The 26,367-nt window shown below is 27.7% G+C and carries 27 protein-coding genes; 25 read left to right on the top strand and 2 right to left on the bottom strand.

The window, feature by feature from the left end; translation table 11 throughout:
- Window positions 1-31 precede the first annotated feature (31 nt).
- From E0D94_RS01615 to E0D94_RS01710, 20 genes are all read left to right on the top strand, one after another.
- Window positions 32-298 carry a Veg family protein gene (locus E0D94_RS01615; RefSeq protein WP_130807318.1) on the top strand — a complete coding sequence of 89 codons (267 nt, stop codon included), beginning with the start codon at window positions 32-34 and terminating at the stop codon, window positions 296-298.
- Window positions 299-442: 144 nt separating this feature from the next.
- Window positions 443-2,005, top strand: a complete 1,563-nt coding sequence (locus tag E0D94_RS01620) for a DUF3794 and LysM peptidoglycan-binding domain-containing protein (RefSeq protein ID WP_130805563.1) — start codon at window positions 443-445, stop codon at window positions 2,003-2,005.
- A gap of 94 nt (window positions 2,006-2,099) precedes the next feature.
- Window positions 2,100-2,948 carry a 4-(cytidine 5'-diphospho)-2-C-methyl-D-erythritol kinase gene (ispE, locus tag E0D94_RS01625; RefSeq protein ID WP_130805564.1) on the top strand — a complete coding sequence of 283 codons (849 nt, stop codon included), beginning with the start codon at window positions 2,100-2,102 and terminating at the stop codon, window positions 2,946-2,948.
- 23 nt (window positions 2,949-2,971) lie between these two features.
- Complete coding sequence (locus E0D94_RS01630) at window positions 2,972-3,658, top strand: GntR family transcriptional regulator (protein ID WP_130805565.1); 687 nt, start codon at window positions 2,972-2,974, stop codon at window positions 3,656-3,658.
- An 84-nt stretch (window positions 3,659-3,742) separates the two neighbouring features.
- Window positions 3,743-3,940, top strand: a complete 198-nt coding sequence (locus E0D94_RS01635) for a CLC_0170 family protein (protein ID WP_130805566.1) — start codon at window positions 3,743-3,745, stop codon at window positions 3,938-3,940.
- Window positions 3,941-3,955: 15 nt separating this feature from the next.
- A complete protein-coding gene (locus E0D94_RS01640) occupies window positions 3,956-5,548 on the top strand; it encodes a spore germination protein (RefSeq protein WP_207289598.1) in 1,593 nt (530 codons plus the stop codon).
- A complete protein-coding gene (locus E0D94_RS01645) occupies window positions 5,535-6,635 on the top strand; it encodes a GerAB/ArcD/ProY family transporter (protein WP_165442830.1) in 1,101 nt (366 codons plus the stop codon). Before E0D94_RS01640 ends, E0D94_RS01645 begins: the two co-directional genes overlap by 14 nt.
- Entirely contained in the window at window positions 6,632-7,768 is a 1,137-nt protein-coding gene (locus tag E0D94_RS01650; protein ID WP_130805568.1) for a Ger(x)C family spore germination protein, read from the top strand. The genes E0D94_RS01645 and E0D94_RS01650 overlap by 4 nt, the downstream gene beginning before the upstream one ends.
- A gap of 98 nt (window positions 7,769-7,866) precedes the next feature.
- Entirely contained in the window at window positions 7,867-8,538 is a 672-nt protein-coding gene (gene spoIIR, locus E0D94_RS01655; protein WP_130805569.1) for a stage II sporulation protein R, read from the top strand.
- Between the two features lie 97 nt (window positions 8,539-8,635).
- A complete protein-coding gene (sleB, locus tag E0D94_RS01660; protein WP_130805570.1) occupies window positions 8,636-9,346 on the top strand; it encodes a spore cortex-lytic enzyme in 711 nt (236 codons plus the stop codon).
- Window positions 9,347-9,357: 11 nt separating this feature from the next.
- Window positions 9,358-10,722, top strand: coding sequence for a germination protein YpeB (gene ypeB / locus E0D94_RS01665; RefSeq protein ID WP_130805571.1), 1,365 nt, complete (start codon window positions 9,358-9,360; stop codon window positions 10,720-10,722).
- Between the two features lie 88 nt (window positions 10,723-10,810).
- The gene (locus E0D94_RS01670) at window positions 10,811-11,224 is read left to right on the top strand and encodes a YwiB family protein (protein ID WP_130805572.1); all 414 of its coding nucleotides are present in this window, start codon (window positions 10,811-10,813) and stop codon (window positions 11,222-11,224) included.
- Window positions 11,225-11,283: 59 nt separating this feature from the next.
- Window positions 11,284-12,669 carry a sigma-54 interaction domain-containing protein gene (locus E0D94_RS01675; RefSeq protein WP_130805573.1) on the top strand — a complete coding sequence of 462 codons (1,386 nt, stop codon included), beginning with the start codon at window positions 11,284-11,286 and terminating at the stop codon, window positions 12,667-12,669.
- Between the two features lie 295 nt (window positions 12,670-12,964).
- Window positions 12,965-14,002, top strand: a complete 1,038-nt coding sequence (gene kdd / locus E0D94_RS01680; RefSeq protein WP_130805574.1) for an L-erythro-3,5-diaminohexanoate dehydrogenase — start codon at window positions 12,965-12,967, stop codon at window positions 14,000-14,002.
- 19 nt (window positions 14,003-14,021) lie between these two features.
- Entirely contained in the window at window positions 14,022-15,284 is a 1,263-nt protein-coding gene (gene kamA, locus E0D94_RS01685; protein WP_130805575.1) for a lysine 2,3-aminomutase, read from the top strand.
- Between the two features lie 40 nt (window positions 15,285-15,324).
- Entirely contained in the window at window positions 15,325-16,341 is a 1,017-nt protein-coding gene (gene kamB / locus E0D94_RS01690; protein WP_130805576.1) for a lysine 5,6-aminomutase reactivase subunit KamB, read from the top strand.
- A gap of 15 nt (window positions 16,342-16,356) precedes the next feature.
- Window positions 16,357-17,982: a lysine 5,6-aminomutase reactivase ATPase KamC gene (gene kamC / locus E0D94_RS01695; RefSeq protein WP_130805577.1), complete on the top strand. Its 1,626-nt coding sequence runs from the start codon at window positions 16,357-16,359 to the stop codon at window positions 17,980-17,982.
- Window positions 17,983-19,539 carry a lysine 5,6-aminomutase subunit alpha gene (gene kamD / locus E0D94_RS01700; RefSeq protein ID WP_130805578.1) on the top strand — a complete coding sequence of 519 codons (1,557 nt, stop codon included), beginning with the start codon at window positions 17,983-17,985 and terminating at the stop codon, window positions 19,537-19,539. It abuts the gene before it with no gap.
- A complete protein-coding gene (kamE, locus tag E0D94_RS01705) occupies window positions 19,539-20,294 on the top strand; it encodes a lysine 5,6-aminomutase subunit beta (RefSeq protein WP_130805579.1) in 756 nt (251 codons plus the stop codon). The genes kamD and kamE overlap by 1 nt, the downstream gene beginning before the upstream one ends.
- 145 nt (window positions 20,295-20,439) lie before the next feature.
- Window positions 20,440-22,044: a CTP synthase gene (locus E0D94_RS01710; RefSeq protein WP_130805580.1), complete on the top strand. Its 1,605-nt coding sequence runs from the start codon at window positions 20,440-20,442 to the stop codon at window positions 22,042-22,044.
- A gap of 56 nt (window positions 22,045-22,100) precedes the next feature.
- Here E0D94_RS01710 and E0D94_RS01715 read toward each other — a convergent pair whose 3' ends face one another.
- Together E0D94_RS01715 and E0D94_RS01720 are read right to left on the bottom strand one after the other, a co-directional pair.
- Window positions 22,101-22,778, bottom strand: coding sequence for a DUF1129 family protein (locus tag E0D94_RS01715; protein ID WP_130805581.1), 678 nt, complete (start codon window positions 22,776-22,778; stop codon window positions 22,101-22,103).
- Between the two features lie 2 nt (window positions 22,779-22,780).
- Window positions 22,781-23,104: a PadR family transcriptional regulator gene (locus E0D94_RS01720; RefSeq protein ID WP_130805582.1), complete on the bottom strand. Its 324-nt coding sequence runs from the start codon at window positions 23,102-23,104 to the stop codon at window positions 22,781-22,783.
- Between the two features lie 162 nt (window positions 23,105-23,266).
- Here E0D94_RS01720 and E0D94_RS01725 point away from each other — a divergent pair, with 162 nt between their 5' ends.
- The 5 genes from E0D94_RS01725 to E0D94_RS01745 all read left to right on the top strand — a co-directional run bounded on the left by E0D94_RS01725 (window position 23,267) and on the right by E0D94_RS01745 (window position 26,244).
- Window positions 23,267-23,740 carry a DUF5673 domain-containing protein gene (locus E0D94_RS01725; protein WP_130805583.1) on the top strand — a complete coding sequence of 158 codons (474 nt, stop codon included), beginning with the start codon at window positions 23,267-23,269 and terminating at the stop codon, window positions 23,738-23,740.
- The gene (locus E0D94_RS01730; protein ID WP_130805584.1) at window positions 23,721-24,074 is read left to right on the top strand and encodes a hypothetical protein; all 354 of its coding nucleotides are present in this window, start codon (window positions 23,721-23,723) and stop codon (window positions 24,072-24,074) included. The genes E0D94_RS01725 and E0D94_RS01730 overlap by 20 nt, the downstream gene beginning before the upstream one ends.
- Before the next feature lie 93 nt (window positions 24,075-24,167).
- Window positions 24,168-24,503: a hypothetical protein gene (locus E0D94_RS01735; protein ID WP_130805585.1), complete on the top strand. Its 336-nt coding sequence runs from the start codon at window positions 24,168-24,170 to the stop codon at window positions 24,501-24,503.
- A gap of 293 nt (window positions 24,504-24,796) precedes the next feature.
- The gene (locus E0D94_RS01740) at window positions 24,797-25,378 is read left to right on the top strand and encodes a histidine phosphatase family protein (RefSeq protein WP_130805586.1); all 582 of its coding nucleotides are present in this window, start codon (window positions 24,797-24,799) and stop codon (window positions 25,376-25,378) included.
- A gap of 29 nt (window positions 25,379-25,407) precedes the next feature.
- The gene (locus E0D94_RS01745; RefSeq protein ID WP_130805587.1) at window positions 25,408-26,244 is read left to right on the top strand and encodes a hypothetical protein; all 837 of its coding nucleotides are present in this window, start codon (window positions 25,408-25,410) and stop codon (window positions 26,242-26,244) included.
- Window positions 26,245-26,367 lie beyond the last annotated feature (123 nt).

A 26,367-nucleotide genomic window follows, 5' to 3' on the forward strand; every position in this document is an offset into this window, starting at 1 on the left:
TTTGTCTAAAATAAATAAAGAAGGTGATCCTTTGATAAAAAGAAACACTCTAGATCAAATTAAAGAGAATGTTGCAATTCATATCGGAGAAAAGGTGAGACTAAAGGCAAACAAAGGAAGAAAGAAAACTACTATAAGAGAAGGTATATTGGAAAATGCTTATCCAAGTATTTTCGTAGTTAAGATTGAAGGCGGATATAATTCAGTAAGAAGAGTATCTTATAGTTATTCAGACATATTAACAGAGACTGTAGAAGTAACCCTTTGTGACATTGACAACAAAGTTAGAATTAGTTAGAAGTAGACCGCTTAAATGCGGTTTTTTTACTGTCCAAAAAAATTTATAAAATTGTTCATTTTCTCTTTTTTATTTGCATAGATATATTAATAGAATAATATCTATACAATTAATTGATAGATTAATTAAAGGGAGGGAACAATTTTGGCAATTGAATTAGTGAAAGATCTAATTAAGATAGACCAAACTGTAGCTAGAGAAGAAAAAGATGTATATTTAACAAAAAGTATTGACATAGAAACTCAAAGTAAATTAGCAAAAGTCTTAAATGTAGAAGGTAATGTAGTTTTAGATTCTTTTGAAGTATATAAAGGTAAACTAAAGGTAATGGGATATTTAAATGTTATGACATTGTATATGACAGAAGAAGGACATATAAATTCTAAGTCTGAAAAATTTGATTTTAAGGAAGAAATACTTATAGACAATATTGAAGATGATATGAAAGCAGAAGTTTCTTTAGAAATAGAAAATATAGACTTTTTACTTTCTAATGAAAATCAAGTTGAGATTAAATCAGTTATAAGTATAGATATAAAAATAACTAAGAATAGTATCATAAATGTATTAAAAGATATAACAGGTGAAAAAGGTATACAGGTATTAAAAGAAAATATAAAGTATAATGAAGTTATAGGGGAAAATTCATCTTCTACAATAGTAAAGGATGGCTTTGAACTAACTGAAGATCTTTCTGATATTCTTGAGGTATTAAATGTTGACGTTAAATCATATCAGAAGGAAGTTAAAATAGTTGATGGAAAAATAATTGTAGCTGGTGAAGTTGAAGGAAAAGTAATGTATATAGAAGATTCTGATGAGAATAAGTTAAATACTATATCTCATACTATACCATTTACTCATTTTGTAGATGTTGATGGAATAAATACGGATATGGAATGTAAAGTTAAATTAGTTAATTCTGATCCTAATTATGAAGTTAAAAGAGATATAAATGGAAAAAACAGAATACTTGACTTAGAATCTCTTATAGAAATACATGCAAAAGTATTTCAAGTAAAAGAAAAAGAAATAGCTGTAGATACATATTCAACTAAAAAGCAGGTTGAATTATCTAAAGAAAATGTAAAAATAACAGAAAATATAAATTCATTTTCAAAATATGAAAACATAAAAGACTCTATAGATGTTAGCTATGATGATGAAATAATAAAAGAGATATATAGTGTTAATACTATTCCTATAGTTACAGACACTAGAATTATTGAGGATAAAGCTATAATTGAAGGGATTTTAAACGCAAATATGCTTTATTTAGGTGAAGAAAGTGGAGAAATAAAAAGTGCAAGAAATGATTTTCCATTTAAATCATATATAGATATGGATGATATATGTGATGATATGGATCTTGAAGTTGAAATGAATATTGTAAAATTAGATTATAGAAAAACAAGCTCTAGAGAGGTAGAAATAACATCAGATGTAAAGATTGATACTTCTGTAAATAGAATTAAAAATATTGATATAGTAACTAATGTATTGGAAATTGAAGATGTAGAAGATGTAAATAAAGGACATTCTATTGTAATATATATAGTTAAAGATGGAGATACCCTTTGGGATATAGCTAAAAGGTACAATACCACTACAGAAGAATTAATCAGAGTAAACGATATAATGGCTCCAGAAAATTTAATGCCTGGAGAAAAGATATTCATAATAAAGACAATAGATGTAGCTATTTAAACTAGAGAAATTACTCTCTAGTTTATTTTTTTGTTTCAATGTATACAATATTCCTATATAATAATATAAGGGACAAAATATAGGAGTGATTTTTTTGAAAACTTTAAAAAGACATGCTTATGCTAAAATAAATTTATCATTAGATGTATTAAAAAAAAGAGATGATGGATATCATGAAGTAGAAATGATAATGCAACAAGTTGATTTACATGATATATTGACATTTGAAGAAATAGAAAGTGGAATAGAAATAATTTGTAATGATAAAAGAGTTCCTACAGATAAAAGTAATTTAATATATAAAGCTTATGAAGTTATAAAACAAAAATATTCTATAAATAAAGGTGTAAGAATCTATTTAGAGAAAAATATTCCAATAGCTGCCGGACTTGCAGGAGGAAGTTCTGATGCTGCTCAAACTCTTATAGGTATTTCTAAACTCTGGAATTTACAAATAAATGATATAGAGCTTATGGAAATGGGTGTAAGTATTGGGGCAGATATTCCATTTTGTATATTTGGTGGAACAGGTTTTGCTCGTGGAATAGGAGAAGATATTTCGGAGATTACATCTTTTAAAAATAATATAATACTTTTAGCAAAACCAGATATTGACGTTTCTACAAAAGAAGTATATGAAAGCTTAAATTTCAAAAACATAGATCATCCTGATACAGATAGTTTATTAAAAGCAATTGAAAGAAAAGATATGAAATTTATAGCAAATAATATGAAGAATGTTCTTGAAACTGTAACTATAAAAAAATATCCTATAATAGATAATATAAAAAAACAAATGATTGATTGTGGAGCAATGGGGAGCATGATGAGTGGTAGTGGACCGACTGTATTTGGTATATTTAAAACAAAAGAACAGGCTGAAAAATGTAAAGGTATACTAAAAGAAAATATAGATGAAGTATATGTAACTAAAACTATATAAAAATAGAAATGAGGATTAAGTATATGGATGAAATTAAAAAGCTAGATTTACATGATTATAAACCTTTGCGAGAAATTGTATTTGAACATTTAAGAGAATCTATAATTCTTGGCAAAATGGCTCCAGGAGAAAGGCTTATGGAGATACAACTTGCTGAAGAGTTGGGAGTTAGTAGAACTCCTGTAAGGGAAGCTATAAGAAAATTGGAATTAGAAGGATTAGTAATAATGATTCCAAGAAAAGGAGCATATGTATCTGAAGTCTCCTTAAAGGATATTAAAGAGGCATTAGAAATAAGAGTTAGTCTTGAAGGATTAGGGGCATATTTGGCAGCTGAAAGAATAGAAGATGATGAATTAAAGGAACTTATGAAAAAACATGAAGAACTAAAAAAATATGCTGATAACAAAGATGTAGAAGGAATTTTAAAAAAAGATGAAGAGCTTCACGAAATAATTTTTAATGCTGCAAGAAATTCCAAGCTTATTGAAATGGTAGATTCATTAAAAGAACAAGTTCAAAGATTTAGAGTTAGCTATGTAAGTAGTCATTCACAGGCTGCTGAGTTATATAAAGAACATAAAAAAATAATAGATGCTATAGTAAATAAAGATAAATCAAATGCAAAAAAATATGCAGAAGAGCATATTGAAATATCCAAAAAACATATAGTAGAACATTTTCAAAGTAAAAGCAAAAAAGACCTATAAAGGTCTTTTTTTTATGCTATTTTTGAATAACAATAAGATTAATAGTAAATATTATAATAAGACTTTAATAATAGGAGAATATTTATGATTGAAAAGTTTAAAGGATTAATAGATTTTTATTTTGTTATTTTAACTGTAATTGTAGCTTTTGTATTGTTTTTTATAGATGCAAATAAATTAAATCAAAAAGGGTTGGAAAAAGAAAAGAAAATAGCAAGGGTATTATCTGTAGTCCTAATTATAGTAGGACCTTTTATGTATATATTATCCCTTATTTTATAGGAAAGGAGTATTTCATTGAAGAGAAAAAAGAGAAATAAAGAAGTTAAAGATAAAATTAAAATACCAATATCTAAAGATTTAGATGTAAATCTAAAAAAAATAAAAGAGATATTGGCAGATTGTGATGATGTCATTATTAGAGAATTTAATGTAGGTAAAAAACAAAATTACAGATTTGCTATTATTTATATAGATGGTCTAATTGACAAGCAATTGATAAATGAATATGTACTTGAAGCACTTATGCATGATGCACGAGATGAAATCCCTAGTCCTAGAACCGTAAGTGCAGATTTATATGAACTTTCCAAAAAAGGCGGAATACCTCTAGGTGAAGTGAAGGATATTTATTGTTTAGAAACTGCAATTGATAGCGTACTTGCAGGAGAAACTATATTATTATTTGATGGATTTAGTGAAATACTTTTAACATCTTCACGTGGCTGGCCTATAAGAGGGATAGCTGAACCTACAACAGAATCAGTTAATAGAGGACCAAGAGATGGATTTACTGAAACAGGTAAAGTAAATACTTCTTTAATTAGAAGGAGAATAAGAGATCCTAAATTAAAATTAAAATACCAAAAAGTAGGTAGACGTTCAAAAACAGATATAGCCTTAATGTATATAGAAGATATTGTTGATAAAGAAGTATTAAAGGAACTTAATAGGAGACTTAATGGAATAGATGTAGATGCTATTTTAGAAAGTTCATATATAGAACAATTAATAGAAGATGATTGGCTATCTCCATTTCCTCAAATACAAGATACAGAAAGACCTGATGCAGTAGCAGCTGCATTATATGAAGGAAGAATAGCTGTAGTAGTAGATAATAGTCCTGCAGCACTTTTAATTCCTGCTACTTTTAACATATTATTACATTCTTCTGAAGATTATTATGGAAGGTGGTCAAGAGCTAATTTAGTAAGAATAGTACGTTATATATCCTTACCTATATCATTAATATTACCAGCAATATATATAGCTATTACTTCTTATCATCCAGGCATTCTTCCTACAGAATTAGCATTATATCTTGCTGCAACAAGAATAGACGTTCCATTTCCTGCATTTATTGAAGCATTTATAATGGAGGGTACACTTGAAATATTAATGGAAGCAGGAACTCGTATTTCTGGGCCTATAGGTACTACTATAGGTATAGTAGGTGGTCTTGTAATAGGTCAAGCAGCAGTTGAAGCAGGGATTGTCAGTCCTTTTATGATAATTATAGTTGCCCTTACTACTATAGCATCGTTTAGCTTGCCTAGCTTTTCTTTTACATCAGGAATAAGACTATGGAGATTTATACTTATGATTTTAGCAACTGTACTAGGACTTTACGGGATAAGTATAGGTTTTATGGTGCTTTTATCACATTTAGTTGGTTTAAAGAGTTTTGGAATCCCTTATATGGACCCTTATTCTAATATGATAAATAACTTTTATGACTTAAAAGATAGTGTAATTCAATTACCATATAAATTTATGAAGTTAAGACCTAAATTTTTAAATACAGGTGATAAAGTTAGAATGAATAATAGTAAGTATATAAACTCATTAATAAATGAAAGTGAAGGTGAGGATAAAAATGATAGGGGGTAATGATAAAATAACTAAAGGACAAAATTTTAGTCTTATTATAGCTTCTATTTTAGGTGTAGGAATATTATCATTACCTAGTCAGCTTGCTAAAAGTTCAGGTTTTAATGGCATTATTGCGATAATAATCGGAACTATTATTAGTATAATATTGGTAATAATGTATACTAAATTAATGATTAGATTTAAGTCTAAAACAATATTTGAAGTCATAGATGAAATACTTCCACAGCCTATAGTAAAGATTATTGATATATTATTTATTTTTCATTATTTAATATCCGGAGCGATAGTAGTTAGAATATTTGGTGCTATAATAAGGATGTTTTTATTAAGAAATACCCCTTTGGAAATAACTATATTGTCATTAATTTTAGTTGTTTGTTATATTACCCGTAAGGGAATAGAGCCTATAGCTAGATTATCACAGATTGTTTTACCATTAGTGATTATTCCTATTTTTATTTTGTTTTTATCCTTAATACCAGAGCTAGATTTCACAAACATTTATCCTATATTTCCAATAAATGCTATTGAGATATTAAAAGGTATAAGAACAACATTATTTAGTTTTATAGGTATAGAAATAATACTTATTTCAACTGCTTATGTTAAGAATACAAATAAAATATTAAAGTATAATATTTTATCTATTATATTTTTAGGAATTATGTATTTAAGTACATTTATTGTTGTTATATCAGAATTTGGAAGAAAACAAACAGAAGATTTATTATGGCCTACATTACTTTTAATGAAAACTGTAGATGTACCAGGTGCTTTTTTAGAAAATGTTGATGGCATAATTATTGCTTTATGGACATTTATTTCTGTTCAAATATTATCTATTTTGCTAATTCAATCAAATATTTTATTAAATAAATCTTTCAAATTAAAAGAATTAGATTTTCTTTCTATGCCATTACTTCCTTTAATATATTTACTAGCTCTTGTTCCTGATAATATTGATGAAGTTTATTATTATATTGATTTGTTTTCAAATTATATAGGTGTAGTAATAATACTTATCATACCCTTAATAATATTTATTTTTGTTGTTATTACAAAGAAAGGGGGTAATAAAATATGAAAAGAATTATATTAGTAATTATAATTATAGTCAGTTTTTTTATAAGCACTGCCTGTTGGGATAAGCATGAGATGGAGAATAGAGCATATATTACAGCTATAGGAATGGATAAGACAGAAGACGATGATGAGGGTTTTAAGGTTACATATGAATATCCAAATTTAAGAGCTGTGGGAAAAAATGGTCAAGGAGAGCCTAAATTTATTATTAGTCAGTCAGGCAAAGTTTTATCAAAAATTGACAGAGAACTAGGAACTATAATTGAAAAAGATGTATTTTTCAATCATTTAAGAGTTATAATTATAGGAGAAGAATTGGCTAAGGATAAGGTTAAATTTTCTCAGACGCTTGAAATTTTTAATAGAACAACAATAACAGGAAGAAAATTTATTATATTAATAGCAAAAGGAAGAGCAGAAGATATATTAAATAATAATACAATAGGAAATTCTTTGTTAGGAAGATATTTAAGTGATTTATCAGAAAGAAAAAGTATAGGTGGAAAATATAGTGTTTCAACTATAAATGAGTTATCTAAAGATTTATATAGAAGCAATACAGGAATAGTAGGAAAGATATCACTGGAGAAAAATAATTTAGTAGTAGAAGGATCAAGTGTAATAAAAGATAGAAAATTAGTGGAATTTTTAAATCAAGAAGATACGAACTCTATATTAATACTTACAGGAAAAAGTTATAATAATGAAGTTGTTATAATAAAAGATTCAGGAAAATATATAGTTAGTTATATTGTAGCTGAATATAAAGTAGAAAAAGATGTAAAAGTTAAAGATGGAAATATAAACTTTATTTATGATGTAAGAGCAGAGGGATATATTGATGAGTATTTAAATCCAAATACAATTGAAACAGATTCAGATTTATTAGATGATAAAATTATAAAAAATATAGAAGAACAATTAAATGAAAAAATAAAGAAAACTATAATTAATACCATAGATACATTACAAAATGAAGTAGGCGTAGATGTATTAAAAGTAGAAGACCATCTAAGAAAAAAAGAACTTGAATTGTGGGATAGGGTGAAAGATAATTGGGATAATGAATTTAAAGAAATAGAATTTACAGTAAATGTAAATGCTAAAGTTAGAAGAATTGGGCTTACAAAATAAATTTTAGATAATTATACTGATTTTTTTAGGGAAATAGGTTTAAAATTTACCTTTTATGCTAATACTTAATACTAATAAAAGTTTTAGGGGGTATTAAAGTGAAAGGTAAATTTAAAATTATTATAAATATAGTTTTGATTTTAGCAATACTTATAGGTATAGGGGCAGTATCTATTGCAGAAGTATATAAAAATGTAGGAAGTTATAAGGAAAAACTTATAAGACTTCATGTAATAGCAAATAGTGATACAAAAGAAGATCAAGATATAAAATTGCAAATAAGAGATAAAATAATAGAAGAAATGACTCCTAAATTTGAAGAATCAAAATCTATAAATCAGACTGAAATGATATTAAAAGAAAATATAGATTTAATCCAAAATATAGCAGAAAGAGAATTACATAAGATAGGAAAAGATTATGGAGTGAGGGTATATTTTGGAGATTATGATTTTCCAACAAAGTCATATGGTAATTTTACTCTCCCAGCAGGTAATTATAGGGCACTTAAAATTGTACTTGGTGAAGGGGTAGGTGAAAATTGGTGGTGTGTTATGTTTCCTCCACTTTGTTTTTTAGACTTGGATAATAATGTTGAAAGCTCTCACTCTGAAGAAAATATGGAGAAAGTGCTTTCAGAAAATGAATATAATATGATAAATAATGAAGAAAATGAAGGAGATACTCCTGTAAGATTAAAGTTCAAAGTTGTAGAAGTAATTGAAAAAAATAAAACTAAGCTTGCCAATTTATTTAATGGCGGAATATAAGAAAGGGTTAACCCTTTCTTTTTTTCATGGTATAAAAACCAATGTTATTACAGAAAATATATTTAAGCTATAGGATATAAAGATTAAGGAGGTCAAGATGAAAAAGATAATTGTAATAACATTTTTAGCATTGTTATTAATGATACCAATAAATATGGCACTAAATAATAATGAACAAATAGAGACAATTGCAAAAAGATATAAAATGAAAGCACCTCAAACTATATATTGGGGTTCTTCCGGAGATGTAGTAAGGGAGGCACAAAGAAGATTAAAGGATTGGGGATATTATACTGGTGCAGTAGATGGTATATATGGAAGTGGAACCTATAGAGCAACTAGAGAATTTCAGAGAAGGCATGGCTTAGCAGTAGATGGAATAATAGGTCCTGCAACAGCAAATAAATTAGGTATATCACTAGGTGGTGCTAATACTGCAAGTGGCGGAGTTTCAAGAGACGATAATGCATATTTACTTGCTCGTGCAATACATGGAGAAGCCAGAGGTGAACCATATGTAGGAAAAGTGGCAGTAGCTGCTGTAATATTAAATAGAGTTGAAAATCCATCTTTCCCTAATTCCATAGCAGGAGTTATTTATCAACCACTAGCTTTTACTGCAGTAGCGGATGGACAAATTAATTTAGCTCCAGATGGTGAATCTTTAAAAGCTGCTAGAGATGCATTAAACGGATGGGATCCAACTTACGGATGTAATTACTATTGGAATCCTGCTACAGCTACAAGTAAGTGGATATGGTCTAGAACAAAAGTTATTCAAATAGGTAAACACTGGTTTGGAAACTAAAGGAGGTAAAGATGAGAGATAAAAAGACAATAATATCTGTATTACTTTTATTAGCATTAGTTGCAGTAGGAGTATGGGGATATAATGAATATAAGACTAAAAATTATTATAAAAATCAATTAACTAATCAATATCAAAGAATGTTTTATGATATGAAAGATAATATAGAAACAGTTCAGACATCACTTTCTAAGTCATTAGTATCAGCATCTGAAGAAAAGGACGTATTGTTACTTAGTCAAATATATCAACAAGCATATTTTGCTCATGATAAATTATCGCAGTTACCTGTAGCACATAGTAATCTTGCCAAAACAGAAAAATTTTTGACCCAAGTTGCAGATTATAGTTATTCACTTATTGCAAGGTTTATGAAAGGTGAAAAGTTAGATGATAAGGAAAGACAAGTGCTGTTTAGATTACAAGATTATACAGAACAATTAACAAGAGAACTTGAAGGTGCTCATGAAAAAATAGCTAAGGGTGATTTAACTCTTTTTAAAGTAGCTAAAGGACAAAATCAAGAAATAGCAAAATCTAATCAAAATATATTAGATGTACAGATGCAAAAATATGAAGAAGAGCAAATGACAGATTATCCAGAGCTTATATATGATGGCCCATTTTCTGATCAAGTTATGAATGCAGTTCCGAAAGGACTTCCTAAAAACAATGTGAGTAGGGAACAGGCTGAGAAAATAGCACTTGATTTTTTAAGAATTAAGAATCCAGCAGAGGTTAAACTCTTTAATAAAGGTAAAGGTACTGGAACTAGCAATATTGAAGCGTATACATTTAGTATAACTCCTAAAAAAGGTGACAGAAATATAATAATAGGAGTCAGTGTACAAGGTGGAAAAATAGTATGGATGCAAAATCCTAAAGATGTAAAAGAGAAGAATATTAGTGAAAAAGAAGCCTTGAAAAAAGCAGAAGAATTTTTAAATAAGAATGGTTATAAAAATATGCAAGCAAATTATAGCACCAAATATGATGATAGTATCTTGTATAACTTTGTATATGAGAAAAATGGTGTTCCAATATATACAGACTTAATAAAAGTTAAAGTAGCACTAGATGATGGAGAAATAATAGCTGCAGATATGGCTAAATACCTTATAAGTCATGTTGATAGAGAAATACCAAAACCTAAAATAAGTGAAAATGAAGCTAAAGAAAAGGTAAGAATTGGATTTAATATAGAAAGAGTTCGACTTGCCATAATTCCTGACAATGGTAATAAGGATATTTTATGCTATGAATTTAGTGGAAAATATAAAGGTTCTGATTTTATAGTATATATAAATGCAATGGATGGAACTCAGGAAGATATATTAAGAATAATAAAAGATGAAAATGGTACACTTATGATGTAATAAACCCGATTTAATAATCGGGTTTTCTTTTTTGGCATAATAATGTACAATATATATAAGTAAAGATAATAGTTGAAAGGAAGATATAATGAAAGATGTCTTAGTAAAATTAAAAGGAACACAAGAGACAGAAGATGGAGAAAAAAATAAAATAGAGCTTGTAACAGAAGGAAAATTTTATGAGAAAAATGATTCATATTATCTATTATATGATGAGTCTGAAATATCAGGACTTGAAAATTCCACTACAAGTTTAAAAATAAAACAAGATGAAATTTCAATGAAACGCTTTGGAGATAATAATTCCAAAATGGAGTTTAAGAAAAATTATAAATATACTACTTTATATTCTACAATATATGGAAATCTAGATATGGAAGTTTCAACTCAAAAAATACAAGTAGATATAAAAGAAGGTAAAGGAAAAATATCTTTAAAATATAAATTGCTAATTTCAAATAATATAGAGAGTTTAAATACATTAGATATAACAATATCTTAGGCACAAACGGTGCCTATTATTTTGCAGCTAGTGCCAAAAATTAAGCGGGAGGGTTTAAGGTGAAAAGTATATTCTTTAGGGAAAATATATTTGAAATATTAAATCATATAGAAGAAGCTATACAAATAATAGATGAAAAGGGAAGAATATTGTATTTTAATAAATCTGCTAAAGAATTAGATGAACTAGGTAGAGAAAAGATAATAGGACGTCATATATTAGAAGTATATCCATCACTTAATCATGATACATCTACTCTTATACAAGTAATGCAAACAGGTAGTCCTATATATGAAAAAGAACAGATGTTTATAAACTATAAAGGAAATAAAATAACTACAATTAATACCTCTATACCTATTAAGGAAAAAGGCAGAATAAAAGGCGCTATAGAAATATCTAGAAATATAACCCATGTAAGAAAAATGACAGAAAAGATAACAGATTTACAAACAAAATTATATAGTGAAAATGATAATCCAAAGAAGAATAATGAAAGAGCTAAGTATACATTCATAGATATAATAGGTCAAAATAGAAAAATGGCCAAGCTTAAAGCAACAGCACTTAGGGCATCAAATACATCTTCCCCTGTACTTATATATGGGGAAACTGGGACAGGCAAGGAGCTTCTAGTTCAATCAATTCATAATGCAAGTCCAAGAAAAAACAAGCCTTTTATAGCACAAAACTGTGCAGCACTCCCATCTAATTTACTGGAAGGAATACTTTTTGGTACAGTTAAAGGGGGCTTTACTGGAGCAGAAGATAGAAAGGGCTTATTTGAACTTGCAAATGGTGGAACACTTTTCTTAGATGAAATAAACTCTATGCCACTTGAACTACAAGCAAAAATGCTTAGAGTTTTACAAGATGGAAGTATAAGAAGAGTAGGTTCAACTAAAACAATAGATGTAAATGTTAGAGTAATTACTGCTACAAATACAGAACCAGAACAAGCAATAGACGAAAAAATAATGAGAAAAGATTTATATTATAGATTAGCAGTTATAAATCTTAAAATACCAGTACTTAGAGAAAGAAAAGATGATATACCATTACTAATAGAGTTTTTTATAGATAAATATAACAAAGAACTAGGTAATGATGTAGAAGGAATTGAAGATGATGCATTAGATATCCTTATGAAATATGATTGGCCTGGAAATGTACGTGAATTAGAGCATGTAATTCAGGGAGTACTTGCATTAGAAGATACTGATACTATAAAAAAAGAACATTTACCATATCAGTTTGAAAAATATAAAAATGAAATAAATAAAGATGAAGATATAAGGCCTTTAAATAGCGCAGTTGAGAGTTTGGAAAAGAACATAATAAAAGAAGCACTTAAGAAAACCGATAGAAATATTACAAAAACAGCAGAACTCATATCTATACCAAGACAGACATTACAGTATAAGATGAAAAAATACGGCTTATAAATGTACAATATTTAACGATAAAAAATAAATGATGCCTAAAATTCGGCGAAATTAATCATGTTAATATAATATATACCCCAAAAATCTTATAATAAATCAAAAAAATACAAAACAGATAACATTACGAATTTGTAATATTATCTGTTTTTTTGTCGAAACATTGATATTACTTATACAAAATATATTTTTCAAAAAAAGATATTGTTTTTTATATTTTTGGCATGAGCTTTGCAATATTATTTATTTCGTGAAAAGGTTTCGATAGATAAATTCAAATTTTTTAGGGGGTAATATAATGAAAAAAGGAAATCCATATGGAACACATAGGGTAATTGAACCAAAAGGTACATTACCACAACCAGCTACAAAAATTGATAATAACATGGAAATTTATGATAATGAAATTTTAATTGATGTTCAAACATTAAACATTGATTCTGCAAGCTTTACTCAAATAAAGAATGAAGCAGGTGGAAAGGTTGAAAAAATAAAAGAAATAATGAAAAACATAGTTGAAACTCGTGGGAAGCATCAAAACCCTGTTACAGGTTCTGGTGGAATGCTTATAGGTACTGTTGAAAAAATAGGACCTGCTCTTGAAGGAAAAACTGATTTAAAGGTTGGAGATAAAATAGCAACTCTTGTTTCATTATCTTTAACTCCGTTGAGAATTGATGAAATTAATGAAGTAAGAGAAGATATAGATCAAGTTGATATAAAAGGAAAAGCAATTCTTTTTGAAAGTGGAATATATGCAGTAATACCAAATGATCTTCCAGAAAACTTAGCATTATCAGTACTTGATGTAGCTGGAGCACCAGCACAAACTGCAAAATTAGTTCATCCAGGAGACACAGTACTTGTTATAGGTGGAGCAGGAAAATCAGGAATGCTTTGCTTATATGAAGCTAAAAAGCGTGTAGGAGTAACTGGTAAAGTTATTTGCCTAGGTCATAGTGAGGAGACTATTGAAAGAGTTAAAGGATTAGGATTAGCAGATCATTATATAGTTGCAGATGCTACTAATGCAGTAGAAGTAATGAATAAAGTAAGTGAAGCAACTGATGGAAAAATGGTAGATATAACTATAAATAATGTAAATGTACCAAACACTGAAATGGGAAGTATATTATCTACAAAAGATGATGGAACAATATATTTCTTTAGTATGGCTACAAACTTTACAAAAGCTGCTTTAGGAGCTGAAGGAGTAGGTAAAGATGTAAATATGATTATGGGTAATGGATATACAAAAGGCCATGCTGAAATTTCTCTTGAAATAATGAGAGAAGATAAAAATTTAAGAAAAGTATACGAAGATTTATACGCATAATAAAAGGAGGATGAATACTATGAATTATAAGAATATTGATATGTGGAAAAATGTAGATGAAAAGGACTGGAATGACTGGCACTGGCAAGTGAAAAACAGAATAAATACTGTAGAAGATTTAAAGAAATTAATAAATATAACTGAAGAAGAAGAAAAAAATATAGGTTCTGTACTTGAAAAGTTTAGAATGGGAATTACTCCATACTATGCTTCTCTTATGGATAAAGATGATCCAAATTGTCCAGTAAGAATGCAAGCAGTACCAGAGCTTGTAGAGACACATATGGGTGCAAATGATATGGAAGATCCACTTCATGAAGATACAGATTCACCTGTACCAGGACTTACTCATAGATATCCTGATAGAGTACTTCTTTTAATAACAGATCAATGTAGTATGTATTGTAGACACTGTACTAGAAGAAGATTTGCAGGTCAAAAAGATTCTCCAATGGGAATGGATAGAATAAAGAAAGCTATTGATTATATAAGAAAAACACCACAAGTTAGAGACGTATTATTATCTGGTGGAGATGCACTTTTAGTATCTGATGAAAGATTAGAAGAAATTATTAAAGAATTAAGAGAAATACCACATGTAGAGATAATAAGAATAGGTTCAAGAGCACCAGTTGTTATGCCACAAAGAATAACTGAAAACCTAGTAAGTATGCTTAAAAAATATCATCCAATTTGGTTAAATACACATTTTAATCATCCAAAAGAAATTACAGAAGAATCTACTCGTGCAATAGAATTATTAGCTAATGCGGGTATACCATTAGGAAATCAATCTGTACTTTTAAGAGGAATAAATGATTGTGTACACATAATGAGAGACTTAGTTCATAAATTAGTTAAAATAAGAGTTAGACCATACTATATTTATCAATGTGATTTATCTATGGGAATAGAGCATTTTAGAACTTCTGTAGGTAAAGGAATTGAAATTGTAGAAGGACTTCGTGGACATACTTCAGGATATGCAGTACCAACATTCGTAGTAGATGCACCAGGTGGAGGTGGAAAGATACCAGTAATGCCAAATTACGTAGTATCTAGATCTTCAAACAAAGTTGTTCTTAGAAACTTTGAAGGAGTTATTACAACTTATACTGAGCCAGAAGTAAAACAAAGTGAATGTAAATGTGATACTTGTACAGGAAAAGATAAGCATGAACTTACAGGTGTTGCAGGATTATTAGAAGGAAATGATATAGCACTTGAGCCTACAAAGCTTGCAAGAAATGAAAGAGCTAAGAAAAGAGAAGAAAGTAAGTAATATATTATGCAATAATTATTAAAAAAGGAGGCTGGTTTTGATGGAATTAATAGATAATATAAATCAAAAATATAAAATTGTATCTATAATAGGCATGGCTAAAAATGCTGGAAAAACTGTAACATTAAATAAAATAATAGAAGATGCTTATTATGAAGATATAAACTTAGGAATTACATCAACTGGACGTGATGGGGAGCGCGAAGATGTAGTAACTAGTACAGAAAAACCAGCCATATATGTATATGAAGAGAGTATTATTGCAACAACAACAGGAAGTATTGAACAAGGAGATGCTACAGTAGAAATATTAGAAGTTACAAATTATAGGTCATCTATGGGAAATATTGTTCTTGCAAGAGTAGTATATGGGGGATATATTGAAATTGCTGGAGCTCAAACTGCAAATGAAATGAAAGTGTTAGCCGAAAAGATGCTAAATTACGGAGTGGAATTAGTGTTAATAGATGGTTCTATAAATAGAATTGCTGTAGCTGATCCTACAGTTACTGAAGCTACAATACTTGCTACAGGTGCAGTTTTAAGTAGAAATATGGATAAAGTTATAAAAGAAACTCTTCATCAAAAGACTATTTTATCATTAGATGAAGTAGGCATTGATATAAAGAAAATAATAGAAAAAAATATAGATAAGATATCAGTTATAGATAAAGAAAAAAGAGTTAAAAATGTAGATTTGAAAACTTCATTAAATTCAGGAAAGATAATAGCTGATAATATAGATGAAGATTCGAGATATGTATATATACCTGGTTGTCTTGTTACTAAGACATTAAAGGACTTAACTGAATCAACAAAATATTATAAAAATATAAAGATAATAGTGAGAGATGGTACTAAAATATTTATATCTCCTATTGATTGGCTTAAATTCAAGAAAAAAGGTATAGAAATTAATGTTTTAAATAGAGTAAATATAGCAGCAATAACTTTAAACCCATATTCACCTTCTGGATATTATTTTGATAGAGATAATTTCAAAGATAAGATGGATAAGTATATAAAAGATTTACCAGTATATGATGTAATGATGTAAGGAGTTGATGGCTAAATGAAATATATGACAAATAGTACGAAGCAAGCTATAGGATTTGATTATATATTAAAAAATATAGAGGTACTCACTCCTTATGGTAGAGATAAAAAGAGTGAAATGGAGCCCTTTTTTGATAAAGAAAAATTAAATTCTGAACTTAATAAGGTATCAATAATTAAAGATAGTATAGAAGATAATAGAAATTTATATGAACAATTAACATCCCTTTTCATTCATATAAAAGATATAAGAAATTCAATATATAGAGCTAAAAATGACTCTATTCTTTCTGTAGTTGAACTTTATGAAGTTAAAACCTTTATATCAATTATAGAAGATATAGAAGTTATAATGCATAAACTACCATTTGATATGTTTGATGATACATTTATAGAATCATCAGATACCTTAAGATTATTATTTGATCCTCAAGATAAGGGTCTCCAAACATTCTATATATATGAAGAATATTCAGAAGAACTTAAAACAATAAGAGCGGAAAAAAGAAATATAGGAAAATTAATAAAACTAGAGAAAAACAAAAAGAGAAAAGAATTAAAAGATAAATTTAATATAAGAATAGATCCAAAGGGAGAAGTAGTAGTTTCAAAAGAGAACGGTGAATTAAATGATGAATTAAATAATAGTGATGAATTTGAATATTTATCGGAAAGCTATATGTCTATTAGATATAAAATAAAAGATTCAATTGAAATATCTAATTTAATAAATAAATTAGAAAGCTTAAAGTATGAGGAAGAAGAAGAGGAAATAAAAATAAGAGAAAAGCTTTCTTCTGAAATTGGTTTTCACTTTGATTTCCTTATGACTAACATTAAATCTATAGGTAATTTTGATCTTAAGTTAGCTAAAGCTTACTTAGCACATAGACTAAATGCAACAGAACCAAAGATATTAGATGAAAATGAAATAAATATAATAGAAGGAATTCATCCTAAAGCTAAACAGGAAGTAACAAGAAGAAATGGAGAATTCATACCTATATCAATATATTTAAATAAAGGTGTTACTTGTATAACAGGAGCAAATATGGGAGGTAAAACAATTACCTTAAGAATAATCGCACTTCTTACAGCAATGGCTCAATATGGCTTATTAGTTCCTGCTAAATCTATGGAAACATCACTTAGAGAGTATATTTTTGTATCTATGGGAGACCTTCAGTCAATTGATAGTGGCCTTAGTACATTTGGGGGAGAAATAAATAAGGTTAAAACTGCATTATCAAATAGTGATAAAAAGGGACTTATTTTAATAGATGAGTTAGCTCGTGGTACAAACCCAAAGGAAGGCTATGCAATATCAAAATCAATTGTAAAATTTCTTTTAGAAAAGCCTTCTATAAATGTAATAACAACACATTATGACAATATTGCAAATACAAAAGGTGTAGTTCATTATCAAGTTATTGGACTTAAAAACCTTGATTTTAATAAACTTAAAAATGAAAGTAAAGATATAGGAATTGAAGCTATCAGTCAGTTTATGGACTATAGACTTACAAAGCTTGAAAATACAGCAAATGTACCAAGAGATGCATTAAACATTTCGAAATTTATGGGATTGCAGGATGAAATATTGGATCAAGCGGAAAAAATACTAATGGAGGGGGAAGATTAAATGAATAGCAAATTAAACTTAGATTTTAATAAAGTAGAAAGTGCTAGAAATGCAGCTAAGAATATAGCTGAAGATGTTCAAAAGTTTATAGACAAGCATTCTACTGTATCAGTAGAAAGAACAGTAGCAAGATTACTTGGTATTGATGGAGTAGATGAAATAGAAAGACCATTACCAAATGTAGTAGTAGACAATGTAAAAGAAGGTGGAGGATTAGAAAGAGGTATAGCATATTGGATAGGGAATGCTATGGTTCATACTGGAGAAGGTCCTCAAATGGTAGCAGAACTTGTAAGTAGAGGGGAAATAGATTTAACAAAATTACCTATAGCAAGTGATGATGAAATATATACAAAAGTAGAATTAATAGCAAAAGATACTACAGAAAAAATAAGAAAAAATAAATTAAAAAGAGATGAATACATTGAAACTTTAGGTGAAGGTAGAAAGCCTTACTTATATGTAATAGTTGCTACTGGAAATATCTATGAAGATGTTGTTCAAGCTCAAGCAGCAGCAAGACAAGGTGCAGATATAATAGCAGTTATAAGAACTACAGCTCAATCACTTCTTGATTATGTGCCATATGGTGCTACAACTGAAGGATTTGGTGGAACTTATGCTACTGAAGAAAACTTTAGAATAATGAGAAAAGCTTTAGATGAAGTAGGAGAAGAAGTAGGAAGATACATTAGACTTTGTAATTATTGTTCAGGATTATGTATGCCTGAAATTGCAGCAATGGGTGCACTTGAAAGATTAGATGTAATGTTAAACGATGCTTTATATGGAATACTTTTCAGAGATATAAACATGCAAAGAACATTAGTTGATCAATATTTCTCTAGAATTATAAATGGATATGGTGGAGTAATAATAAACACAGGTGAAGATAATTACCTTACAACAGCTGATGCAGTAGAAGAAGCTCATACTGTACTTGCTTCTCAATTTATGAATGAACAATTTGCCCTAAAAGCTGGAATACCAGAAGAACAAATGGGACTTGGTCATGCATTTGAAATGGATCCTAGTTTAGAAAATGGATTCTTACTTGAACTTTCACAAGCACAAATGGCTAGAGAAATATTCCCAAAAGCACCACTTAAATATATGCCACCTACAAAGTTTATGACAGGAGATATATTTAAAGGTCATCTTCAAGATGCAATGTTCAACCTTATATCTGTTTGGACAAATCAAGGTTTACAATTATTAGGAATGCCAACAGAAGCAATCCATACACCATTATTACAAGATAGAATGCTTTCAATTGAAAATGCAAAATATATATTTAATAATGCAAGAGATATAGGAGAAGAAATAGAGTTCAAAAGTGGTGGAGTAATAGAAACTAGAGCTCACAAAGTATTAGATGATGCAGAAAAATTACTTAAAGATATAGAAAGAGAAGGATTATTCTCTACTATAGAAAAAGGTAAATTTGCAGATGTTAAAAGACCTAGAGATGGTGGAAAAGGTCTTGAAGGTGTAATAGAAAAGGATAAAAACTATTACAATCCATTTATTAAATTGATGCTTGGAGGTGAAAGATAATGGCAGTAGAAAAAGTAGATTTAACTAAAATAAAACCATATGGTGATACATTAAATGATGGAATGATGCAGTTATCTTTTACATTACCAGTACCATATAGTGATGAATCTAAAGAAGCAGCAAGAATATTAGGAAAGAAAATGGGTCTTGAAGAACCTGAGATAGTTCACTATTCAGACTTAGGAGTTGGATACACATTTTTTGTAGTATATGGTAGATGTATGCACACTGTAGACTATACAAAAATAGAAGTTCCAAAAGTAGAAGTTGATTCTATGGATAAAAAAGATGTAGAAGAATATATAAAAGAAAATATAAAAAGAGATGTAAAAATAATAGGAGCATGTACAGGAACAGATGCTCATACTGTAGGAATAGATGCAATCATGAATATGAAGGGCTTCGATGGTCATTATGGACTTGAAAGATATGAAGGAATAGAAGCAATAAACATGGGTAGTCAAGTTCCTAATGAAGAGCTTGTTGCAAAAGCAATAGAAGAAAATGCAGATGCAATACTTGTATCTCAAATAGTAACTCAAAAAAATGTTCATATACCTAACCTTACTGAACTTGTAGAGTTATTAGAAGCAGAAGGAATGAGAGATAAGATAGTACTTGCTTGTGGTGGACCAAGATTATCACATGAACTTGCAAAAGAATTAGGATATGATGCTGGATTTACTACTGGAAGCTTTGCAAATGATGTTGCAACTTTTGTAGTGACAGAAATAGTTGAAAGAAAATTAGCATAGATTAAAAAGATTCTCACTCAAGTGAGAATCTTTTTAAATTCTAGCAAATTCAATTGACATAATATAGCCTTTAATATACAATACTATAAGTTAAGGTAATATAAATGAACGATAAAATATAATGAAAAACTTAAGGAGGATAAAAATGTCATCTACTAAATATATTTTTGTAACTGGTGGTGTAGTTTCATCACTTGGAAAAGGAATAACAGCAGCATCTTTAGGTCAATTACTTAAAAGTAGAGGTCTTGAAGTTACTATACAAAAATTTGACCCATATTTAAATGTAGATCCAGGAACTATGAGTCCATATCAGCATGGGGAGGTTTTTGTTACAGATGATGGTGCAGAAACTGACTTAGACTTAGGGCATTATGAAAGGTTTATTGATATAAACTTAAGCAAAAACAATAATGTAACTACAGGAAAAGTATATTGGTCAGTAATAACAAAAGAAAGAAGAGGAGATTATCTTGGAGGAACAGTTCAAGTGATACCTCATATTACAAATGAAATAAAAGAAAGAGTATATAGAGTCTCAAAAGAAAAAAAGGTAGATGTAGTTATAACAGAGATAGGTGGAACAGTAGGAGATATAGAAAGTCTTCCATTTTTAGAAGCAATAAGACAAGTTAAGTATGATGTAGGTCGTGAAAATGTAATGTATATTCACACTACTTTAGTACCTTATCTTGCAAAAGCAGGAGAAATTAAGACAAAGCCTACTCAACATAGTGTAAAAGAGTTAAGAAGTATAGGTATTCAACCAGATGTAATAGTATGTAGAACAGAACATGAATTATCACAAGAAATAAAAGAGAAAATAGGATTATTCTCAAATATGGACCATAATAATGTAGTTCAAAATCTAGATGCAGATACTCTTTATGAAGTGCCTTTAATGCTTGAAAAAGAAGGACTTCCACAAATGGCAATAGAAAGACTTAATCTAAAAGCTAAAGAGCCTGATTTAACAGAGTGGACAAATATGGTTGAAAAGATGAAAAATCGTAAAGATAAAGTTAAAATAGCTCTTGTAGGGAAATATGTTGAACTTAAAGATGCATATTTATCTGTAGCAGAATCATTAAATCATGCAGGTATTGCAAATGATGTAGATGTACAAATTGATTGGATACATTCAGAAGAATTAGATGGAGACAATTGTGAAGAAGTATTAAAAGACATTGATGGAATACTTGTACCAGGTGGATTTGGTGATAGAGGTATAGAAGGTAAAATTTGTGCTATCAAATATGCAAGAGAAAATAAAGTTCCTTTCCTTGGAATATGTCTAGGTATGCAAATGGCAGTAGTAGAATTTGCAAGAAATGTATTAGGATTATCAGATGCACACAGTTCAGAACTATTACCTAATACAACATATGCAGTAATAGATTTAATGCCAGAGCAAGTGGATGTTGAAGATATGGGAGGTACTATGAGACTTGGCCTATATCCATGTAAGTTAGAAGAAGGAACAAAAGCAAAAGCGGCATATGAGGAAAAATTAGTATATGAAAGACATAGACATAGATATGAGTATAATAATCAATATAGAGACCAATTAGAAGCTGCAGGATTAATTATAAGTGGTGTTTCACCAGATGAAAGATTAGTTGAAATAGTAGAGTTAAAAGATCATCCTTGGTTTGTAGCAAGTCAATTCCATCCAGAATTCAAATCAAGACCAACAAGAAGTCATCCATTATTTAGAGATTTTATAAAAGCTTCATATGAAAATAAATAAAAGAAAAACATCTATAAGACTAGGTAATACTAGGAATATAGATGTTTTTCTTTTATTTAATTATTAACTTTATATATAATATAGCCTGATATAGCTAAAATAGCTCCTAATAAAATTTGTATATAAATTGGAACAGTAATTATATAACCAAAGTCAGGGACAAAATAAAAAATTACTACAAATAGACCTATATATAATGTACTAAGCATCCAATAAATAAAAAATTCTATTTTTTTATTTATATTTTTAAAAATTAACATTCTAGCAGCTTTCATAACAATATATATAAATATAGCAAATATTATTAATACTAAAATACTTTTTAATAAAAGAGAACCTAGATATATGGTTTTATTTAATGTGCCTATATTTAAAGTATAATAAAGTAATGGATTAAATATTCCATTTACTAATAATACTCCTGCAATAAGAAATAAAGTAGCAGGAGCAAAAAATAATATTCGTTCCTTTACATTCATTTTAGGTAATTCATTTGTTATCTGCTTAGCATATTCCTGTGGCTCTTGTCCGAATACTTCTTCTGCTGTTTTTCCATTTTCCTGAGCATCTAATAGATGATCTAATAATTCTGATAAAATTTCTTCTGTTTCAAATTCTTTTTTACTCCACGATGTACGTATATATAGTAACATACCTTCATAATACTTTAAATTTTCATCATTTAATTTTTCTCTTTTTTCATTATTTAATTTAATTAATTCCTGAGCTTTCATTATTAGTTTCCTCCATACATTAAATTATCTACACTAGATTTGATATTTTTCCAACTGACTTTAAACTCTTTTAGATATATTTGTCCTTCTTCAGTTAAATAATAATACTTCCTATTTGGTCCACTAGGCGATTTTTTCATTTTTCCTGTGATAAAATTCTTTTTTTGTAACCTAAGCAGTACTGGATAAATAGAACCTTCACTTACTTCTAATCCGTATTCTTGAAGTTTTAATGCAAGTTCATATCCATAAATAGGGTTATTATCTATTAATTCCAATATACAACCTTCCAATATCCCTTTTAAAATTTGAGTATTATCTACCAAATAAATCACCTACCTTGTTATACAATATAGTATAATATAAAATAAACTATATTGCAATACATGATAGTGAATAATTTATTATTATTATGAATAATTTTCCTTTTATGACTTATTTATTATGATATAATTTAATCAAAAGCGAATAAAGGGGTTAAAGATTAAATGGAGAAAGTAACTATAGTTTTATCATTAGTAATATTAATTGATATAGCTTATGATATTTATACTAGGGGAATAATGGATATTTATTTTTATTCTATAAAAGATATACATCCCAAAATAATAGGACCAATATTTTGGTTTTTAGTTGCTACATTAAACTTTTATGAAAATAACAATCAGATAACTTTAATGATGTTTTTTCTAGGAATATTATACATAATTAATGATACCAAAAAAGATATAATTACAAATAAAGGTATATATACTAAAGATGGTAATTTCAAATGGAAAGATATACTAGGTTTTGAATGGGAAGAAAATTTAAATATAAGAAAAAAAGAAAATTATTATGCTCTATATTTTAAAACAAAACATAATAAATTTATTTTTAAAGTGAAAGAAGAAGATAAAAATAAAGTAGATGAACTATTAAAAGAAAAATTAGGAGATAAAGATGAATACAAACAAAAATAAAAAAATGTTACCATATTTAATAATAGCTATAGCTTCATTTTACATATTGCCATTACTAGGGAAAAATACAGGTTATTTTATACTTGTACTTTTAGTGATTTTTCCTCTTGTAAGTTTTAATATAGGATTAATTTATGGAACTAAATATGGATTTAATATTCTATTACCTTTATTATTAGGAGGTGTATTTTTACCAACTATTTTTATATATTATAATATTTCAGCAATAATATATTTTCCAGCTTATCAAACTTTAACTTTAATAGGAAATAGTATAGGATATTTTATAAGAAAGAAGACAAAAAAGAATATAAATTTGAACATAGAGAATTAAAAAGGCATAAAATATTAAATACTTTAGGCACAGTTACATGATATAGAGTATATTATTTAATTAATAAAATAGTATTAAAGAAAGGATGATTAAATGAAGCCGCATAGTTATAATAAAAAAATGATACCTTACATAATTATAGCTGCAATTTTCTTTTACATATTACCCTTATTTAATAGTAGTGATACTTATATAAGTATATTATTATTAGGTATATTTCCAATTTTAACAGCTATACTTGGTTATCATTATGGTATAAAAAATGAGTTTAACTTAACTCTTCACAATATAATTGCACTTTTATTTGTGCCTACAATTTTTATATATTATGAATTATCAGTAATGTCATTTTTCATACTATATGACTTTCTATTATTAGTATCTAATTACATAGGGAGTTATGTAAGAAAAAAATCAATAAACAATTAAAAATGATATTACTCAAGAATTTTTATATGAGAGAAGTATTCATATAGAAAATATTTAGGAAAATTATTATTAAAACTTAGAGGACTATAAAAGGGGATGGAAAATATTGCTTGCAATGATTAGAATTATATCTGGTGTAATTATGATCTTATTATCCACTTATTTTCTTGTTACGAAAAGTAATTCTATATATACATTTATTGTTCTACCTCTTTTAGGTATTAACTTTAATTCTTCTTTTTATTCCTATCTTTATTGATACGATTTAAAACTAAATATAAAGGAGCTTAAATATGAACACAAAATTAATAATGGTAAGACATGCAAAAGTTATATATACTGAAGATGATAAGTCAAGAGAATTATCAGAAGAGGGAAAGATGCAAAGAAAAGATGTATTAGAAGCATTAAAAAGAGAAAATGTAGATATAATATATTCGTCTCCTTACAAAAGAGCAATAGACACTATAAAACTATATGCAGATTTTAGAAATATGGCTATAAATATTGTAGATAATTTAAGGGAAAGAAAGGTATCAGATGTATTTATAGATGATTTTGTGCCATTTTCAATAAATCAATGGAAAGATTTTAATTATAAGCTTAATGGTGGAGAATCACTTAATGAGGTTAAAGATAGAGGAATAAAGGCAATAGAAAATATACTAAATAAACATAGAGGTAAAGGTATAGTGGTTGGAACTCATGGTACCTTTCTTGGCGTATTATTAAATCACTATGATAGTAAGTTTAATTATGAAGATTGGAAAGCACTAAAAATGCCAGCTATATTTATTATTACTTTTGATGATAATTTAAATGTTATAGATATAGAAGAGACTGCATTAGAAGGAAAATGTGTAAAATCCGTATAAATAACTATTAAAATAATTGGGGGATTTGCATGACACAAAAAACAGGAAAGATATTTATTATAATTATAGTTATATTACTTTTTATAAATCTATATTTTTTAATAATGACTAATAAGGCAAATGATCAAAATCATTTAAGTCATATAGAAAATGAAATATCTAATCAAAGACAAGAAATAGATAATTTACGACAACATATAGATGATTTAAATAAAAAATCAAATTTTATATCATCATATGATTATGATATAAAAAATATAGGAAATAATTATGAAGAAGCAAATGTAGCAGTTGAAGTAAAATTTAATAAATTAAAGAAAGATTCTATTCCATATTTAATTTATTCAATAGAAGGAAAAGATGAAGGAGAAAAAATAAAGTTAAATAAAGGTTTAGGACTTAAATATTCTACAAATTTAAATTTATCATATAGCAATAACTATAATATTCAAATAATCATGGAAAATGAAGAAGAAATAATAGCAGAAGAATTAGACCCTATAAATCTTGCAGAAAATTTAAAACAAAGGTTTTCTATAAATATATATCCTATATCATTTGACTCTAATAAAGGATTTACTTATGAAATTGAAATATTAAATCCTATTAGCGAAAATGAAAAAAAATTAAAACTGGAAAGTATAAATGCAGATATATATTATAGGGATAAAAAAGTAGATACTATAAATATAATAAAAAAAGCTGAAGAGATAATAAATGATCCTATGAATCAGGAATTTCTGTTTAATGACACTATCAATATAGAAGGTTTAAATGATCAAGATATTGAGCAAGGTTTATCATTTAAATTTACTATGAGAGATAAGTTAGGAAAAATATATCATTTAGATAGAAAATTATATTAGTTTTGAGATCTAATTAAAATATAATATTATATTAATAAAACACCCTAATATAGAATTACAAAAAAAGGGTGTTTATTATTATGAAAATTTATGGATAAAAACACTACTATGTGGTACAATATA

The organism is Senegalia massiliensis (assembly GCF_900626135.1).
In the GTDB taxonomy this organism is placed as follows: Bacteria; Bacillota; Clostridia; order Tissierellales; family SIT17; genus Anaeromonas; species Anaeromonas massiliensis.